This is a genomic window from Aestuariispira ectoiniformans (assembly GCF_025136295.1).
GTDB classification, from domain to species: Bacteria; Pseudomonadota; Alphaproteobacteria; order UBA8366; family Aestuariispiraceae; genus Aestuariispira_A; species Aestuariispira_A ectoiniformans.
The window spans coordinates 3,760,692-3,778,525 of the sequence record NZ_CP062788.1 but is presented as its reverse complement, the minus strand read 5'-3'; the positions used below and the strand labels follow the sequence as shown (position 1 = coordinate 3,778,525).

18 protein-coding genes are annotated in these 17,834 nt (G+C 58.1%); 9 read left to right on the top strand and 9 right to left on the bottom strand.

Translation table 11 applies throughout. The features are described 5' to 3' along the window. Positions 1-5: 5 nt before the first annotated feature. Both IF205_RS17845 and rpsU read right to left on the bottom strand, forming a co-directional pair. Positions 6-443 carry a VOC family protein gene (locus IF205_RS17845; protein ID WP_259780703.1) on the bottom strand — a complete coding sequence of 146 codons (438 nt, stop codon included), beginning with the start codon at positions 441-443 and terminating at the stop codon, positions 6-8. Between the two features lie 176 nt (positions 444-619). Then, positions 620-823: a 30S ribosomal protein S21 gene (rpsU, locus tag IF205_RS17840; RefSeq protein WP_259780702.1), complete on the bottom strand. Its 204-nt coding sequence runs from the start codon at positions 821-823 to the stop codon at positions 620-622. 158 nt (positions 824-981) lie between these two features. On the opposite strand from rpsU, the gene def reads away from it, so the two are divergent. Together def and IF205_RS17830 are read left to right on the top strand one after the other, a co-directional pair. Further along, entirely contained in the window at positions 982-1,536 is a 555-nt protein-coding gene (gene def / locus IF205_RS17835; RefSeq protein WP_259780701.1) for a peptide deformylase, read from the top strand. Further along, positions 1,536-2,258 (top strand): COQ9 family protein, encoded by a 723-nt coding sequence (locus tag IF205_RS17830; RefSeq protein WP_259780700.1) that lies wholly within the window; start codon positions 1,536-1,538, stop codon positions 2,256-2,258. Before def ends, IF205_RS17830 begins: the two co-directional genes overlap by 1 nt. Before the next feature lie 9 nt (positions 2,259-2,267). On the opposite strand, the gene IF205_RS17825 is transcribed toward IF205_RS17830, so the two are convergent. From IF205_RS17825 to purE, 4 genes are read right to left on the bottom strand one after another with little or no spacing between them, the layout of a single operon-like run. Then, complete coding sequence (locus tag IF205_RS17825; protein WP_259780699.1) at positions 2,268-3,281, bottom strand: nickel/cobalt transporter; 1,014 nt, start codon at positions 3,279-3,281, stop codon at positions 2,268-2,270. After that, the gene (locus tag IF205_RS17820; RefSeq protein ID WP_259780698.1) at positions 3,272-3,952 is read right to left on the bottom strand and encodes a DUF1007 family protein; all 681 of its coding nucleotides are present in this window, start codon (positions 3,950-3,952) and stop codon (positions 3,272-3,274) included. Before IF205_RS17820 ends, IF205_RS17825 begins: the two co-directional genes overlap by 10 nt. A gap of 52 nt (positions 3,953-4,004) precedes the next feature. Next, a complete protein-coding gene (locus IF205_RS17815; protein ID WP_259780697.1) occupies positions 4,005-5,087 on the bottom strand; it encodes a 5-(carboxyamino)imidazole ribonucleotide synthase in 1,083 nt (360 codons plus the stop codon). After that, a complete protein-coding gene (gene purE / locus IF205_RS17810) occupies positions 5,080-5,574 on the bottom strand; it encodes a 5-(carboxyamino)imidazole ribonucleotide mutase (RefSeq protein WP_259780696.1) in 495 nt (164 codons plus the stop codon). The genes IF205_RS17815 and purE overlap by 8 nt, the downstream gene beginning before the upstream one ends. Before the next feature lie 196 nt (positions 5,575-5,770). Here purE and IF205_RS17805 point away from each other — a divergent pair, with 196 nt between their 5' ends. Continuing rightward, positions 5,771-6,502: a GGDEF domain-containing protein gene (locus tag IF205_RS17805; RefSeq protein WP_259780695.1), complete on the top strand. Its 732-nt coding sequence runs from the start codon at positions 5,771-5,773 to the stop codon at positions 6,500-6,502. Positions 6,503-6,508: 6 nt separating this feature from the next. Here the strand turns inward: IF205_RS17805 and IF205_RS17800 are convergent, their stop codons facing one another. Continuing rightward, the gene (locus IF205_RS17800) at positions 6,509-6,715 is read right to left on the bottom strand and encodes a YdcH family protein (RefSeq protein WP_259783313.1); all 207 of its coding nucleotides are present in this window, start codon (positions 6,713-6,715) and stop codon (positions 6,509-6,511) included. Between the two features lie 161 nt (positions 6,716-6,876). On the opposite strand from IF205_RS17800, the gene IF205_RS17795 reads away from it, so the two are divergent. The 3 genes from IF205_RS17795 to IF205_RS17785 all read left to right on the top strand — a co-directional run bounded on the left by IF205_RS17795 (position 6,877) and on the right by IF205_RS17785 (position 9,990). Then, complete coding sequence (locus tag IF205_RS17795; RefSeq protein WP_259780694.1) at positions 6,877-7,971, top strand: ATP-dependent 6-phosphofructokinase; 1,095 nt, start codon at positions 6,877-6,879, stop codon at positions 7,969-7,971. Further along, a complete protein-coding gene (locus IF205_RS17790; RefSeq protein WP_259780693.1) occupies positions 7,955-8,509 on the top strand; it encodes a TIGR02444 family protein in 555 nt (184 codons plus the stop codon). The genes IF205_RS17795 and IF205_RS17790 overlap by 17 nt, the downstream gene beginning before the upstream one ends. A gap of 113 nt (positions 8,510-8,622) precedes the next feature. Next, complete coding sequence (locus tag IF205_RS17785; protein WP_259780692.1) at positions 8,623-9,990, top strand: IS1182 family transposase; 1,368 nt, start codon at positions 8,623-8,625, stop codon at positions 9,988-9,990. Positions 9,991-10,131: 141 nt separating this feature from the next. Here IF205_RS17785 and IF205_RS17780 read toward each other — a convergent pair whose 3' ends face one another. Beyond that, entirely contained in the window at positions 10,132-10,977 is an 846-nt protein-coding gene (locus IF205_RS17780; RefSeq protein WP_259780691.1) for an MlaA family lipoprotein, read from the bottom strand. Between the two features lie 432 nt (positions 10,978-11,409). On the opposite strand from IF205_RS17780, the gene IF205_RS17775 reads away from it, so the two are divergent. Continuing rightward, complete coding sequence (locus tag IF205_RS17775; protein ID WP_259780690.1) at positions 11,410-12,444, top strand: GGDEF domain-containing protein; 1,035 nt, start codon at positions 11,410-11,412, stop codon at positions 12,442-12,444. An 89-nt stretch (positions 12,445-12,533) separates the two neighbouring features. Beyond that, positions 12,534-14,315, top strand: a complete 1,782-nt coding sequence (locus IF205_RS17770) for a chloride channel protein (RefSeq protein ID WP_259780689.1) — start codon at positions 12,534-12,536, stop codon at positions 14,313-14,315. 3 nt (positions 14,316-14,318) lie between these two features. Here the strand turns inward: IF205_RS17770 and IF205_RS17765 are convergent, their stop codons facing one another. Continuing rightward, positions 14,319-15,140, bottom strand: coding sequence for a substrate-binding periplasmic protein (locus IF205_RS17765; protein WP_259780688.1), 822 nt, complete (start codon positions 15,138-15,140; stop codon positions 14,319-14,321). Between the two features lie 229 nt (positions 15,141-15,369). On the opposite strand from IF205_RS17765, the gene IF205_RS17760 reads away from it, so the two are divergent. After that, on the top strand, positions 15,370-17,778 hold the full coding sequence (locus IF205_RS17760) for an ATP-dependent helicase (RefSeq protein WP_259780687.1): 2,409 nt from the start codon (positions 15,370-15,372) through the stop codon (positions 17,776-17,778). Positions 17,779-17,834 lie beyond the last annotated feature (56 nt).

The window sequence follows — 17,834 nt, the reverse complement described above, 5'->3', positions numbered from 1 at the left end:
AAATGTTATAGGGGACGGCTTGGGACCCAACAATAGCCATCGGGGTCAAGCAGGTAGCATTCTCGAAGTCCGTGAGGCTTGTCCTGCGCCCCGGACAGAACATGGTCGCCCCTTGTACGCGCACGTGCTTCCGTGGCGTCCGGGTCCAGGTCGTACAGGCGCAGTTCGACGCCTGCGCCGCGCCCTTCCTGTCCTTGTACAAAGCCCAGCAGCGGATTGTCCTCATAGGTATGGTCCGCATGCAGCATCCAGCTTGCCCCGCCCCGGCGCAGGACGGCGAAATCCTCATTCCAATAGACGGTTTCCGCCTGCAAGACGTCCTGGGCGAAGGCAAGGCTCGCCTCCATATCACGAACCAGCAGATTGACGCCGAAGCCGTTTAACGATCGACCGTATTCCTCCGGTGAAACCGACCAGGCTTCCTTTGTGCTTTTTGTTGCCATCGTGCTGCCTTCTATCATCCTGATTGGCCATCATTTTGATGGGGGTCGTGTGGAAAGGCGAGGGCCATTTTGAAAAGAGTGACGGTGCCAGTAAATTAACCCTGAAACGCAAAAACGCCCTTGAGGCGACCCAAGGACGTTCACGGCAAACCGAAGTCTGCGGAATAAGCTCGGCTCTAGAAGCCTTCGCGTTCGAGGCGTTTACGCATCAGTTTGCGATGGCGCCGGACCGCTTCAGCTTTTACGCGCGCTTTTTTCTCCGACGGCTTTTCAAAATGCCGGCGCAGTTTCATCTCGCGGAAGACGCCTTCACGTTGAAGCTTCTTCTTGAGAGCGCGTAGAGCCTGATCCACGTTGTTATCGCGTACGACAACCTGCATGGACTTTCACCTACTTTCTAGTCAAAAGATTAATGCCTTCATAAGACCATCTCATGAAGTTGCTATGCTTATAGCACAAGGCCAAACGGAAGGGAAGGGCCTTATACGCGGCATTTTTGCCGCTTGATGAGCGGCGCGTAGGGTATCATATTACGGGTATGTCGATACTCAAAATCGCCCGGATGGGCCATCCCGTACTGACCCAGGCGGCAAGCCCGGTCGTCGATCCAACCGCGCCTGAACTCCGTCAGTTGTTTTCAGACATGGTGGATACCATGCTTGATGCCGCCGGAACAGGCTTGGCGGCGCCGCAGGTGCATGAATCCCTGCGCATGGTGATCTATTTCGTCAAGGCGGGTCGGGGGCGTGGACCGGTTGAAAAGGATGTCCCGCTGACGGTTTTGATCAATCCGGAAATTACGCCGCTCGGTGATGAACTGGTCTATGACTGGGAGGGATGTCTGTCCGTGCCTGGGTTGACCGGGCTGGTGCCGCGCTGGCAAGAAATCCACCTCAAGGCCCTGAATTTAGAGGGTGATCCCATTGATATGGTGTTGGACGGATTCCATGCCCGCGTGGTACAACATGAATGCGATCATCTGGATGGCATTTTGTATCCATCGCGGATGGACGACTTATCCTTGCTGATGTTTTCTGACGAGATGCGCCATGGCATGCCAGAGCGCGCGAAGGTTTTGATGGGAGAAGAATAATGGCCGGAAAGAACAGCGATAATCCCGCCCAGGATACCCATCCGGATGACAACATCCGCGACCTGCGTGACCGGCTGACCAAGGAAACTCTTGCCCATGTGCCCTTTGACGGCTGGGGCAAACAGGCCTTGCTGATGGGGGCGGACGATATCGGTGTTGCCCATGATGAGGCCCTGCGCGTCTTCCCGGACCTGCCGAAAGATATGATCTCCTGGCATTCCATGATGGCCGACCGGGCCATGGTGGCGGAAATGCAAAAGCTGGACCTTGCCACCATGCGGGTGACGGAGAAGGTGCGCCGCGCCATCATACTGCGCCTGACGCAGAATGCCGATGATCGCGAGGCCATCAAGAAGGGGCTGGCTTTCCTTGCCATGCCCGGTAACAGCATTCTGGCAAGCCGCCTTTTATACCGCACGGTGGATGATATCTGGTTTGTCGCCGGTGACACCGCAACCGATTGGAATTTCTATAGCAAACGTGCCCTGTTGGCAGGCGTATACAGCTCGACCGTTCTCTTCTGGTTGGCGGATCATTCCGAGGGCTTCAAGGATACCTTTGCATTCATGGATCGCCGCCTTGCGGACGTCATGAAAATTCCGAAGGTAACCGGCAAGCTGGGTAGTGCCATGTGTTTCCTGCCACGCCGGGTCAAGGCGATGCGGTCCTTCCGGGCCGGTGCCCGTGCCGGTAGCGCCGGTGGTTCGCGCTTTGCCAGATAGGCCGGGATACTAGCGGAAAAGCGGGTGTGGACCGGCGGCCAGACTGCTCAGCAGGATCAGGCCGAACAGCACAATGACAACGCCCGCAAGCGCCTTGACCATCAGTTCCATGCGCGCGGCCTTGTCTCCTTCCAGCTTCAGAACATGCAGGGCTGTCTTGCGCGAAAGCAGGGTAAGAACGGCCAGCGCGCTGACCGTAATGGCCGTGCCCAGGGATACCGCAAGGACGGTCAGCGTGCCGTAGCCATAAAAACCGATGCTGGCAGCGAAAAGCAGAACCAGTATGGAGCCGCTGCAGGGACGCATCCCGATCGAAAGCACCAGTGCAGCGGTCGATTTCCAGGACAGCGGGTCTCGAAGCTGATCGGTCGACGGGCCGTGATTGTGGTTGCAGGCCACACCGCCGTGGCTATGGCCCCCATGGCTGTGGCCGCAACTGTGAACCGGCGGCTTTTTCCTGACGAGGCCAGATATCGCGCGAATGAATAGTAACAGGCCAAGCCCGGTGATCAGGGCATAGCTGCCCACTTCGAACCAGCGGGCCGCTTCCATGCTTTTGCGCATTTGCAGGTCCAGAAGGCCGACCGTGGCGAGGACCAGGATGATTGCACAAAGACCCTGCGCGAAAGAGGCGGCAAAAGAGATGAGGATGCCGCGCCGGACCATGTTCTCATTGGCCAACAGATAGGCACTGATCACGGCCTTGCCGTGGCCGGGCCCCGCGGCATGGAAAATGCCGTAAAGAAAACCGAGGGAAATCAGCGTCCAGCCCGCAGTAGTACGGCTTTCCGCAGACTTCAATCCCTGGATCGCCCGCGTCAGTTCCCGGTGAAAGGCATTCTGTTTCTGCTGCACAAAGAAAATGGCCTGATCAAGAAAACCGGGATCACTTGCTGCCGTCGTTGTTTCGCCCGATGCAGGGGCGAGCGGTGATGCCGCATGGGACATATCGGCAAAAATCAACCCACCTGCAACAAGCCCGCAGACAAGGGCCAGTGCCGGAAACCAGGACTTCAATTGCATATCAGATGAACCTTTTCGGCAAACATGGCCCCATAGCTAAGCGGTCCGGGGGCGTCCTCTGCAAAGGTCTGTTCATTGGTGAGGTCGGGCAGGCTGCTCATGGCTGCTTCCAGATTGGGTTTTTCCAGTTCTGCAGAACAACCGTCAACCTTGTGACCGGTGAAGGAGATCGGGTGATCTTCCTGATGGAGGATTTCCACATAATAGGTCGGATCATACAGCGAATAGGTAATCGCATGGGTCTTCACATAGACCGGTGAGGCCAGTGGAACGGTGAAAGTCATGCTGAGCTGCAGCCCGTTGAAATCGGACGAAAAATCAGTCACTTCGCCAAAATCGACCTGTTTGCCATCCACATCAATTTCCGTGAAATAGCGATAGTCCTTGAGGGCCTTCACATTTTGCGCGGCCAGCGGTTTCAGTTCCGCTGGGCTGATCTGACCGTCGCCGTCCTTGTCGAGACCTTCAGTGGCAAAACTGCTATAGGCCGGGTCGAACTGCCAATGAATGGTAAGCGCGGTCAGTTCCTGCCTGTCATTGAGCTGCAATTCGGTTGCCGCATCAATCCAGGCATGCGGATGGGCCAGCGAGGGTGATGCCGACAGCACAAGAGCCACAGCCGATACGGCCATGGCTTTTAATGCCTGTCTGTGTGTGCTTTTTTCAACCATAACAGCTTCCTACCGGGCAACTATGGCTGGACTGTGACAAGGGTGTCTGACCTTATGCGTCGTCGTCCTGGAACAGCCAGTTTACATGGCCCATCTTCCGGCCAGCCTTCACATCAGCCTTGCCATAGAGGTGCAGATGGGCGCCCGGCTCTGCCAGATATTCTTCCCATTTATGCACATCCCGGCCCAGCAGGTTTTTCATCTTTGCCCGGCCCAGACGCTGGGTCGAGCCCAGAGGCAGGCCGCAAACGGCGCGGACAAGCTGTTCAAACTGGGAGGTGACGCAGGCATCCATGGTCCAATGGCCGGAGTTATGTGGGCGCGGGGCAACCTCGTTCACCAGGATGCGCCCGTCAGCGGCCACAAACATCTCGACCGCCAGCAGGCCGACCAAATCCATGGCTTCCACGGCTTTGGTCGCGATTTCCATGGCCTGTTCGGTCTGTTCCGCCGTGATCGACGCCGGCACATGGGTTTCGTCCAGAATATGATTGGCATGCCGGTTTTCCACCGGCTCATAGGCCTTAATCTCGCCGGTGACGCTGCGCGCGACAATGACGGAGATTTCCATGGTGAAATCGACAAATCCTTCCAGGATGCAATAGCCGCTACCGACCTCGCGCCAGGCGGCAATGGCGTCGGTTTCCGGGCCGATCTTGGCCTGGCCCTTGCCGTCATAACCGAAACGGGTGGTTTTTAAGACAGACGGACGGCCGATCTTGTCGACGGCAATATCAAGGTCTTCGGCATTCTTCACCGGCGCCCAGGGGGCGGTTTCGATCCCCTGATCGTTCAGGAAGGATTTTTCGCGAACGCGGTCCTGCGAGATTTCCAGGGCCTGCGGTCCCGGATAGACCGGTACCTGGCTTTCCAGGAACTTAAGCGATTTGACCGGCACATTTTCGAATTCCAGCGTGACCACATCCACCTGCGAGGCGAATTTCAGCAGGGCCGCTTCACTGTCGTATTCGGCGGTCAGGTGACCGGCAGAGACGAAGGAGGCCGGGCAGTTGCGCTGTGGCTCCATGATATAGCAGCGATAACCGAAATTGGCGGCGGCGAGCGCGGTCATACGGCCCAGTTGGCCACCACCCAGAATGCCAATTGTCTTACCGGGAGAAAGCGGCTTATGCATCGTCGGTGGGCTCCTCTGCAACGGAGGCGGTCTGTTTTGCACGCCATGCATCAAGTGCTGCGGCGATCTTGTCATCGTTGAGCGCGAGGACGGACCCGGCCAGCAGGGCCGCGTTGATTGCACCCGCCTTGCCGATGGCGAGGGTGCCGACCGGAATGCCACCGGGCATCTGGACGATAGACAACAGACTGTCCTCGCCTTTCAGCGTGCGGGATTCGATGGGAACACCGAAGACCGGCAGCGGTGTCATGGCGGCGGTCATGCCCGGAAGATGGGCGGCCCCACCGGCGCCAGCGATGATGACTTTCAGGCCACGATCCCTGGCGGATTTGGCATAGTCGGCCATGCGGTCCGGCGTGCGGTGGGCGGAAACGATTTTTGCCTCAAAGGGAATGCCAAGCGCATCCAGGGTTTCCGCTGCGTTTTTCATGGTGGGCCAGTCTGACTGACTGCCCATGATGATGCCGACTTGCGGGGTTGCGGTCATGGTCGATCCTTCCGCTATTCCAATGTGGGTGGGCCCTTGAAAAGTCGGGAGTATAGGAAACCGGGGGCCATGCGCAAGAGGGAAGGGGATAGGCTATGAAAAACGGCGTGAACTGGCGTATAATAGTGATGTTATGAAAATTGATGAAGGGCGCCCTGTTGATAATGAAGTCCCTGCGCTTCGCAGGCGACGAGGGGTGCAGGAACTGACACCGGCGGAGGCCGTCCAGGCCTATGGCACGCAGCCTATTCAGACGGGCGCGGGCGTGAGGCATGAATATCCCCGAAGACCTTCGGAAAACGGGGCCGACCCCCATGCCGGCAGTGAGGATGATGAAACGGATTTGCAGGGCATTGATATGGACGATGTGCCTGCCGGTCTGCGGCCCGCATTTATCCATCTGGTCGACGAAATCGGCCATCTGCGGGAACATCTGGATGAGGCGCGCCACCAGATTGATTATCTCAAGGACCGGACGGACCATGACCCGGTGACAGGCTGTCTGACCAGGCGTGCCTTTCAGGGAACGCTGGAACAGGTCCTGACGCTGGACAAGGAAAATGACATTCACAGCTCCCTGGGGCTGATTGCCTTGCCGGACTGGGGCGAGTTGCGCCGGACAACCGGGCTGGAGGCGGCGGAGGCCTATGCCATCGAGGCCTGTGATATTTGTGAACGGCATATGCGCACCGGCGACCGGATTGCCCGAATTGACGATAACACCTTTGCCCTGCTTATGGTGGCGTCGGGCCGGGACGAGGCAACCCTGCTTCTGGGGGATATCCAGCAGGAACTGCGAAATATGACCGTCGCGGGCGGCATGGCCCGGATCATCGTTACCCAAATGGAGTTGAGCGAAGGCGGCGCGCAGGAAAACCTGGCGCGCGCCGACAGGGCGCTTATCGCCCAATGGGCCCGACAGGTGTAATCCCTGTCAGGCGATAATGTCCGGAATCAACTGTGATTCAAGGCGAAGAATCTCGTCCTTGATGGACAATTTCTTCTTCTTCAGCCGTTGGACCTGCAGGTGATTGAAGGGCGGTTCCTCAGTAATCCGGGCGATGACATCATCCAGATCCTTATGTTCGATCCTGAGTTCTTCAATACGATGACGCAGAGCTTGTTCTTCTTGTTCGTCCATGGAGTTGGCGCTACGTTTTCCGAGTGAGTTGTCGATCAGATTGGGGCAGTTTCTGCCACGGGCGCATCCTAGCATATTGATTTTTCCCTGTCCTGACGTTTCGACGCCAAAATGGTGTGATTATTCAGGACATCAGGTCGGGGCAGAGGATTTCTGACATTATGAGTAAGAAGCCGAAAAAAATTGGCATACTGACCAGCGGTGGCGACTGTGCGGGGCTGAACGCCATTATCCGTGCGGTGGTAAAACATGCGGAGGTAACATACGGCTGGGAGGTCTATGGGATCGAGCAGGGAACGCGGGGGTTTTATGCCCGCCCGCCACAGATGCGGCGCCTGCGACCGGAAAGTTTTGACGGCACGCTGTTGCGCCAGGCGGGGACGATCCTGGGCACGACCAACAAGGGCGATCCCTTCGCCTATCCAATGGCAGATGGCACAGTCAAGGATCGTTCGGCGGAACTGATTGAGGGCTATAACCTCGCCGGGCTGGATGCGTTGATCGGGGTTGGCGGTGATGGCAGTCAGGCAATATTGAACCGTCTGGCCAAACAGGGCGATATCCCGCTGGTCTGCATTCCCAAAACCATTGATAACGATATTGGCGCGACGGAAGTTGCAGTGGGATATGATACTGCCATGCAGGTGGCGACCGATGCTCTGGATAAATTACAGCCGACGGCGGCCAGCCACAGCCGCGTCATGGTGTTGGAGGTCATGGGTCGCGACGCCGGGCATATTGCGCTGGCTGCCGGGATCGCAGGGGGCGCGGATGTCATCCTGATCCCCGAAATCGACTATGACATGGATGTCGTGGCGGCAAAGATACAGCAGTTGCACGATGACGGGCGTAATTTTGCCTTGGTCATGGTCGCCGAAGCCATCTCTGTGGGGGGCGGCAAGATATTCCAGGATGATCCGGCCGGGCAGAAGCGTTATGGCGGGGTCGGCCATTATATCGGTGATGACATCGCCGAACGCACCGGCGCGGAGGTTCGTGTGACGGTGCTGGGCCATATCCAGCGTGGCGGCGTTCCCACGCCGCGGGACAGGCTGATGGCCAGTGTATTCGGCGTGCATGCGGTTGACCTCATTGCCGAGGGTCGCACCGGGCGTATGGTTGCCTGGGCCAACCGGCAGGTAACAGACCTCCCGATCGAGGAGGCGATCGCTGCCTTTGCGAATGTTCGCGTGGATGGCCCATTGGTGAAGACGGCCCGTGGCCTGGGGATCTGTTTCGGTGACCGGCTTGACTGATATGAACGGGACGGATGGCATGACACAGCAGGTTGAAAACCCCTTCTGGTCTTTCTCCCTGGCCTTATACGAAAGGCCGGGGGTGGAACTGGCCTGCTTGCGGCTTCAGAACAAGGCAGCCATGGACGTCAATCTGGCGTTGTTATGCTGTTGGCTGGGCATGCGCGGGGTATTTCTGCCAAAGGAGAGCCTGCAGCATCTGATTGACCAGACGGAGGCCTGGCGGCAGACGGTCATAGGCCCCATCCGGGATGCGCGGATTGCGTCCAAATCGGTTGAATTGCCTGCGGAGATGAATGGCCGGGATGCTTTTCGCGAGGATTTGAAACAGGTGGAACTGGCGGCCGAACGGATGCTGCAGGACATGCTCTATCTGATGTTGAATGAATTGCCGGGCAAGGACGGGCGCGAGGCCGATCCGGGAGGACTGGTCCGTGGCAATCTCAGCCGATATGCGGGGGCCTGCAAGCGGCGTATTGATGCGGGCTTGCGCACGGCATTCGAAACGCTGGCACAGGAGAGCATGACCCTGGCCTGATGCAGCCATAGATGATTTGAGAATCGCAGAAACAATAAAGGCCGCTTTAAAAGCGGCCTCAGACTGCTGACAAAGGTCTCGCGCAAGCGGGGCCTTTGTGATTCTATTGTCTTATGTTGAAGAAGCCCCAGCCTGAACAGGGCCGACTTGAGATGGTGACATTGGAGGGTCTGGTGCCTGCGGATCACCTGCTTCGCAAGATCGATGCGGTGATCGACTTTTCGTTTATCCACGACCGGGTGGCCGGTCTGTATTGCGCGGATAATGGCCGCCCGGCGCTGGACCCGGTGATGCTGTTCAAGGCGCTGTTCATCGGCTACCTGTTCGGCATCCGCTCGGAGCGGCAGTTGGTGCGGGAGATCGAGGTGAATGTGGCCTATCGCTGGTTTCTGCGCTTGGGCCTCACCGACAAGGTGTTCGATGCCTCGACGCTGTCGCAGAACCGCCGCCGCCGCTACCAGGATGTGTCTGTGGCGCAGGATATTTTCGATCACATTGTCGAACAGGCAATTGCCAAGGGTCTTGTGGACGGCACGGTGCTTTATACCGACAGCACCCATCTGAAGGCCAATGCCAACAAGAACAAATGGGACAGCCAAGTGGTCGCCAAGTCCCGGGCCGACTATTGGGACGCGCTGGACCTGGCGGTTGAGGAGGATCGGGCGGCCCATGCCAAAAAGCCGCTGAAGGCGAAGGAACGCGCGCCCGGGCAAAAGGAGACCAAGGTCAGCCGCACCGACCCGGAAGCCGGTTACATGGTGCGTGAAGGCAAGCCCAAGGGGTTCTTTTATCTGGATCATCGCACGGTGGACGGGCGTTATGGCATCATCACCGATACTCACGCCACCCCGGCCACTGTGCATGACAGTATCCCCTATCTGGACCGGCTCGACCGGCAGCGGGACCGCTTCGGCCTGGATGTCCAGGCGGTCGGGCTGGATGCAGGCTATGCCACGGCGGGCATCGCCAAGGGGCTGGAAGACAGGGATATCCTCGGTGTGACCGGCTATCGCCGCCCGAACCACCGGGCAGGCATGCTGCGCAAGCGGGACTATCAGTACGACCGGCAGTCAGACGGCTACCGCTGTCCGCAGGGCCAGTTCCTGAATTATGCCACCACCGACCGCAACGGCTATCGCCATTACAAAAGCGACCCGAAGGTCTGCGCCACCTGCCCGCTGCTTGCCTCCTGCACCGGCAGCGCCAAACACACCAAAACCGTCACCCGCCATGTCTGGCAGGACGCCCGGGAGCGCACGGACGCCCACCGTCTCACCGACTGGGGCAAAAGGCTCTATAAAAGACGCAAGGAAACTGTAGAACGCTCCTTTGCCGACGCAAAGCAGCTCTTCGGACACCGATACGCCCGCTTCCGCGGCCTCATCGCCGTCAAAACGCAATGCCTGCTCGCCGCCGCCGCCCAAAACATCAAGAAAATCGCCCTCGCAATGGTTCCAAAAACCGAAACCAGCCCGATCTGATCGAAAGGGGACTTCTCACTCTCCCTCAATAACAACCGGCAAACATCCAAAACTAAACCCCGCCGAATATCGACGGGGTTTGTCAACGGTCTGAGGCCGCTTTAAAAGCGGCCTTTATTCGGTTCGGATATAATCCGGTAATCAGTTCATGCTGACCTGATCTTTGTCCGGGCTGGCCGGATCGTCAAACAGGTTTTCATTGCTGTCGTCAGCAAGATACGGATCGTCGAGTTCCTGCGGAACGCCGTTGTGGACGGCATCGCGGCGCTGCTGACGATAGATGCTGCGGATCGTTGCATAGAAGTCCAGTGACGTTTTTTCCAACTCGTCCAGCTTCTTGAGGTTGCGGGCGCGGAAGTTGAAACCTTCCGCTGCGCTGCGGCCAAGCGGCAGACCGTCGCGGTCCGTGTTCCAGGCCCAGCGGTTGAACGGATCGGCGTAATAGTCAACCAGGCTGCCTGCGCCGTCACGCACGGTGGTCGGGCCGAAAAGCGGAATGAAGAGGTATGGCGTTTCAGGCACGCCCCAGACAGCCAGCGTCTGGCCGAAATCTTCGTCATGCTTCTGGATGCCGGCACCCGACGCCGGGTCGAACAGACCGCCGACACCGGCAATCGTGTTGAACATGAAACGTCCCAATGTATCGCCAGCGGCCTGTACGTTGCCCTGAAGCAGGGAGTTGGCGAAAACGATGGGCTGTTTCAGATGGGTCAGGAAGTTGGAGACCATGTCCTGAACGAAGACAGGAACAACTGCATCATAGGTCGCCGCCGTCGGTTTGATGGCGATCATGTCGATCGTGTTGTGCAGACCGAACATTGCGCGGTTGAAAGGTTCCAGCGGGTCATTGGCATTTTCATATGCTTTCAGGGCCTCCGGATCGGACGGAGGTGTTGCGCATGCGCTGACCGTTGCCAAAACAACCGCAGCGGCGCAAATGCGACCAAACTTCTTGAACCGGTCGAGAGTTTCGTTGCCTTCGAACACTACCGAATATCCCCTACTTACGTAATTGCCCTTCCCCAAAACATCAGTGAGGCCGTGGACGAACTAAAAGGGCAGGCATCACACGACCTCACTACGCTACTTACGGGGAGATTCTCCTCCCCGCAAGGGTCGAATCTAGAGAGAATTGGATAATCATATATTAACCGGCAAAGATTTTTTTTGATTCAACGGGAAAGCCCTTGGCCTGCCTGCGTTTTCATGTGGTGTTGCAAAAATGTCTCTGTCTTCAAGAAGTTTATCAACAATTGTAGCTTTTTAGGGCTTTCGGCGGGGCCGCCCGGTCCGGTGGTTGTTTCCGATGGTGCAATGGCTGTTTTTTTGCCTGCCGAGTCCGATGGCTTGTCGATATTTGATAACTCTGATAGGCAAGCGTTATACCTTTCGGAGGGCCACCAAGAGAGATGTGGCGAGATGCAAAGTAACATGATGGTAAACAAGTCTCGTGAGCAGTCGGTCAAGGCTGCGGAAACAGCGTTGGCCAATATGGCTGAATACGGTCTCGATCCATCTCCGCGCAATTATGCTGTCTGGTATGCGTTTGCCATGGGAGAGCCTGCCGAACTGGCCAAGGTGCTTCAAAACCGTATGGACCATGGCCGCGACCTGTCGCAGAGCTTTTGTGACCAACTCTATAATCGCTACTTCTCCACAAAGGAAACCGAAGACGCCATCCATTCCGCCAGTGAACGGATTCAGGCTGAGATGGAAAAACTGCTGACCTGGCTGTCCGAAGCCTCTGGCGGGGCAGAAGATTTCAGCGATTCCGTCAAGTCCGGTTTGGAGCTTTTGTTCGAGGGTGACGGGTTGGAGAACCTGCGTACGGTCATGGAGCGCATGGTCACCGAAACCAAGAAGGTTCGCAGCAGCAACGCACGTCTGCACAAGCGCCTGCAGGAATCGTCTTCCGAAATCAGCGAATTGCGTGAAAACCTAGCGTCCTTGAAAAAAGAGGCGCTGACCGACCCGCTGACCGGCCTGTATAACCGCAAGCAGTTCGACCTGTCCCTGCGGGATGCGGCGGTGGAAATGCTGGAGGAAGAAGCGCCGCTATGTCTGGCGCTGCTCGATATCGACAATTTCAAGAAGTTCAACGATACCTACGGCCATCAGGTTGGCGACAGCGTCTTGCGGCTGGTCGCCAATACCCTCTCCAAGAATACCAAGGGTCAGGATACCGCCGTGCGCTATGGCGGGGAGGAATTCGCGCTGATCCTGCCGCGAACCAGGCTGGAGGATGCGGAGCGGGTTTGCGAGCAAATCCGCGAAGCGGTCGCCGGCAAGGTATTGCGTAACCGTCAAAGCGGTGAGGCTTTGGGGCGTCTGACGATCTCTGTCGGGGTTTCCGCCTATGAACAGGGAGAATCGCTGGAGCAATTCTTCAAACGGACGGACGACTTCCTCTATTCCGCCAAGAAAGCCGGGCGGAATCGGACCGTCGCCGGGTAAGCCGCTCCAAGATAACAAAGAAATCTAGGTGCGGTCTGGGCGCGTCTGATAGACTGGGACGTCTTTGACAAATTCCTGGTGGGCGCAGCATGTCAACAGAACCGGACAGCAAACGGTCTGTCTTCGCGTGGGGGCAATCCCTGCGGCGACTGGTGCGGCACGAACAGTTCATACTTTCAGGTATGGCGTTCCTTGTTGGCCTGCTTGGCGGTGTCGCGGCAATCCTCTTCCGTGACGGGATCGCCCTGTCGCAGACTTTCTTCTACGGTTATGGCGGTGAACGACTGCACAGTTTCGCCGAACAGCTCGACTGGTGGCACATCCTGTTTGCCCCGGCACTGGGCGGGCTTCTGGTTGGGGCGATGGTGCATCGGCTGATGCCGGACAAGCGCCCCCAGAGCGTGGCGGAGGTCATCGAAAGCAGCGCCCTGCAGGGCGCACGTATGCGGCTGGGAACCGGTCTTGGCGCGGTCCTGATCAGCGCCGTGACCTTGGGTAGCGGTGCGTCCGCCGGACGAGAGGGGCCTGTCGTTCATTTTTCTGCTGTCCTGACGACATTCGTTGCGCAACGGCTCCATCTGGGGCGGGCACAGCGCAAGACCCTTCTGGCCTGTGGTGTGGCGTCCGGCGTGGCGGCCTCCTTCAATGCGCCGTTTGCCGGAATTTTCTTCGCCCTGGAAGTGGTGATCGGCAGTTACGCCATGTCCACCTTTACGCCCGTCGTCATATCGGCCGTCTGCGGAACCTTGCTCAGCCGTGCCTATTATGGGGATATCACCGCCTTCGTCATTCCTCATCACAACATAGTCTCCTTCCTGGAGTTTCCGGCCTTCGCCATCCTTGGCGTTGTCAGCGCAATCGTCGCAATATCCTTCATCTGGGCAGTTGGTGTGGTGGAAAAGGTTTTGCCGTTGATCCATGTGCCATCCTGGCTGCGTCCCTGCGTGGGTGGCCTTGGGGTCGGTGCAATCGCCCTGGTTTTCCCGCAGGTTCTGGGTGTGGGTTATGAGGCGACCGATCAGGCATTGAATGAGGAATATGCCCTGTATTTCCTGATCCTTCTGATTGTTGCCAAGACGACGGCAACGGCGGTGACACTGGGAAGCGGGTTTGGCGGCGGCGTCTTCTCACCGTCGCTGTTTCTGGGGGCAATGCTGGGCGGGGCCTTCGGGATTGTCGCAACCTCGCTGTTTCCGCATCTGTCTTCCGGTCACGGGGCCTATACCATCGTTGGCATGGGGGCGGTGGCAGGGGCCGTCCTGGGTGCGCCGATTTCCACCATCCTCATGGTATTTGAGCTGACCGGGGATTATGCCCTGACCGTTGCAGTGATGATTGCGACTGTGATTGCCTCCCAGATTGTTATCCAGGGCTATGGGCACTCCTTTTTCAGCAAGCAACTGGCCAAGCGCGGGATCAACCTGTCGGCGGGGCGGGAGCGTGGGATACTCCGGGCCCGGCGGATACCCTCGGTCATGCGGCATGATTTCGTATTTGTCTCCCCCGATGCGACCATGAAAGAAGTGCGTCAAAAGCTGCAATTGTGCTTTTACGGTGAGGTTTTTGTGGTGAATGAAGATAAGACGCTGGTGGGGACGATCACCCTGCATGACCTGTCCGATGCGGCCTTCGACCCCAGCCATGACGAAGGCTTGCGGGCGGTAAGTGTGGCGCGGCTGAACCCGCCGGTGGTTGCGGTTTCCGATGATCTGGAAACAGCCATGTCCCTGATGGAAAGTTCCGGGGAGGAACATATTGCCGTCGTCGATTCCAAGGAGAGCGGGAAGCTGGTAGGGGTCCTGCATGAACGCCACGTCATGGCGGCCTACCATTATGCCGTGCTGGAGACGCGCACCGCAGAACGTGACTGATCCTTACTCCGCGGGCTTGTCCGACGTCAGCAGTTTTTCCATCTCGTCGGCGATTTCGGGCCGGGCGGCCTCCACATATTGTCTTACCCGCGCTGCAAGCTCGCCGGAGTTCTTCATGTGGTCCAACTCGTTGTTGATCGCCGTGGCGAGCCGGTCCCGGCGGGCGGATTGGCGGCTGATCCCGATAAACAGGTTTCGTGTGATGATCGGGTCGCCTGTGACATAGAGCAACCCGGAGGCTTCGCCAAACAGGCGGCGGCCCAGCCAACTGCTGGCGACGCGGTCACCTACCACCACATCGACGCGCCGGAAGAACAGCTTTTTCAGGTTGGTGCCAAGGCTTACGCCTTCCTCGAATTCAACATGGTCGAGCGAAAGCAGGCTGTCGGGATAGTGATAACCGCGCACCAGTCCGACGGTCTTGTCGCGCAGGTTGAGTGGATTTCCAGTCCTGTCCGGCTTGTCGCCGTCGAAATTGACACAAATGGTGACCAGTTCGTTGGAAAGCATGGGATGGGAAAAGAGGAACGATTTGGCCCTTTCTTCGGAAAACCACATGCCGGGCACAACTTCGTAATCCCCGCGTTTGCCGACCTCCAGCGCGCGTTTCCAGGGCACGAAGGCGTGTTTTACCGTGTACCCTGCTTTGGTCAGGGCATCGGTTGTAAGCTCCGTTGCGAGGCCATAGCCCTTCAAGGCCTGCCCGGAATAGGGTTCCCACTCATAAACGGGGATCGTGACCGGTGCGGCGTCCTGCGCCAGTGCCGTTGCGGCGAAAAGCGCTGTGGCACTGGCCGCGATGATGGAAAGAATCGTCTTCTTCACCCTGTTACCCCACCCTAACGTCTCAGGTCTTGTCTTACGCTTTTTGCATTATCTGTTTGTGCGCACTCTACTCATCCTGGCGGAAGGCTGGCAAGGTGACATTTGTATGACGCTTTGGCCGCTTTTCTCTCAGGCGATTTTGCGCTAAGCGCTGTGGCAGGCTTTTGAAGGTGATATTTTTGACCGCTGGCCTCTGGCTTTGACCGACCAAAAGGGTATAGTTGCGGACATGTCTGATCCACTCGATTTTGATGACGATATTCCTTACCCGTCAGCGCCGATAGGCCCGGTTCCACCGGCGCCTACATCCAAATATGCCATGCCGCAGCAACCGCCTGCCTGGCTGGATGGATTAAACCCGGCACAGCGTGATGCGGTCGAGGCAATCGACGGGCCGTTGCTGGTGCTGGCGGGCGCGGGCACGGGCAAGACCCGTGTGCTGACGACCCGCCTTGCGCAGATATTGCAAAGCGGTCAGGCAAAGCCGTTCCAGATGCTGGTGGTAACCTTTACCAACAAGGCCGCGCGGGAAATGCGCGAACGTGTCGCCCATCTGGTCGGACCCATGTCGGAAGGCATGTGGCTGGGCACTTTCCATGCGTTGGCGACGCGTATCCTGCGCCGTCATGCGGAACTGGTCGGCCTGCAAAGCAATTTCACCATTCTCGATACCGATGACCAGATCCGCCTGTTGAAGCAGATTCTGGAAGCCGAGCATATCGACGAAAAACGCTGGCCCGCGCGCATGCTGATCCATGTGATCCAGCGCTGGAAGGACAAGGGCCTGCCGCCGGAGAAGGTGGGCAAGGCCGAAGCGGGAGATATGGCCAATGGCCGCCTGCTGCGTATCTACGAGATGTATCAGGAACGCCTGCAGACGCTGAACGCCTGTGATTTCGGCGACCTGTTGATGCATAACCTGACGCTGTTCACCAAACATCCGGAGGTTCTGGAGCAATATCAGAACCTGTTCCGCTATATCCTGGTGGATGAGTATCAGGATACCAACGTCTCGCAATATCTGTGGCTGCGCCTGCTGGCCCAGCGCAACAAGAATATCTGCTGTGTCGGTGACGACGACCAGTCGATCTATGGCTGGCGTGGGGCCGAGGTGGGCAACATCCTGAAATTCGAACGCGACTTCCCCGGCGCGAAAGTCGTGCGGCTGGAGGAAAACTACCGCTCTACCGCCCATATTCTGGGCGCGGCATCGGGCCTGATCGCCAAGAACGAAGGCCGTCTCGGCAAGTCGCTCTGGACCGAAAAGGAAGGGGGCGAGAAGGTTAGTCTTCACGGTATCTGGGATGGCGAGGAAGAGGCCCGTGTTGTCGGTGACGAGATCGAGGCCCTGCAGCGCAAGAAGCAATCCCTGTCGGAGATGGCGATTCTGGTGCGCGCAGGCTTTCAGACCCGTGAGTTTGAGGAACGGCTGATCACGCTGGGCGTGCCCTACCGCGTGGTCGGCGGTGCGCGTTTCTATGAGCGTGAGGAAATCCGCGATGCGCTGGCCTATCTGCGGGTGATCCGGCAACCGGCGGACGATCTGGCGCTGGAACGCATCATCAACAAGCCTACCCGTGGCATCGGCAAGGCGACCCTGCAGGCCATGCATCAGGTGGCGCGGCTGGAAGGGCTGCCACTGTATCACGCGGCACAACGCCTGCTGGATACCGACGAATTGAAGCCGGCCGCACGGCGGTCGCTCTCTAGGATCATGGACGATTTCCACCGCTGGCGTCAGATGGCCGAAGGCGTGGATCAGGTGGAACTGACGGAAACCGTGCTGGACGAATCCGGCTATACGGATTTCTGGAAAAACTCCAAGAAACCGGAAGCGCCGGGCAAGCTTGAGAACCTCAAGGAAATGCTCGTCGCGATGGAGGAATACGAAAACCTCGACGAGTTCATGGAACATGTCAGCCTGGTCATGGAAAACGAGGAAAAGGCGGGTGAGGGCGTCGAGATGATCAGCATCATGACCCTGCACGCCGCCAAGGGCCTGGAATTCGACACGGTCTTCCTGCCCGGTTGGGAAGAGGGCCTGTTCCCCCATCAGCGCGCCATGGACGAAAGTGGTATGGCAGGGTTGGAGGAAGAACGCCGCCTTGCCTATGTGGGCATTACCCGGGCGCGCAAGAAACTGCACATCCTCTTTGCCGCCAACCGCCGTATCCATGGGCAGTGGCAGTCCGCCATTCCGTCCCGCTTTGTCGATGAGTTGCCGGAAGAGCATCTGGACGTGGATGTGGATCGCGGTGTCTACAGCGGCCCCGGTGGCGGGCGCGCCGAAGACCGCGCCGGTTTTGCTTTCGGCGGTGGCGGTGGCAGCTATGGCGGCGGCGGCAGTTATGGCGGCCAGCAACAGTCCTTCGGCAATACATATACCAGCCAGAAGGGCGGGCCGGGGTGGAAGCGCCTGCAACAGCGTGGCGTCAAGGCCGGTGGCGGTCCGGTGATCGACGGCAAGGCGGAAGTCGTCAACAGCGGCCCCAGCCATGATTTCAAGAAAGGCGACCGCTGTTTCCACCAGAAATTCGGCATGGGCAACGTGCTGGCGGTGGATGGGGATCATCTCAGCATCGAATTCGACAAGGCCGGAACCAAGAAGGTCGTCGCTGCCTTTGTCGAGCGGTCTTAGAAGATTTGCCTGAATTTGGGGTATTGAGACTAAATAATAAATCGTCATGGCCGGAC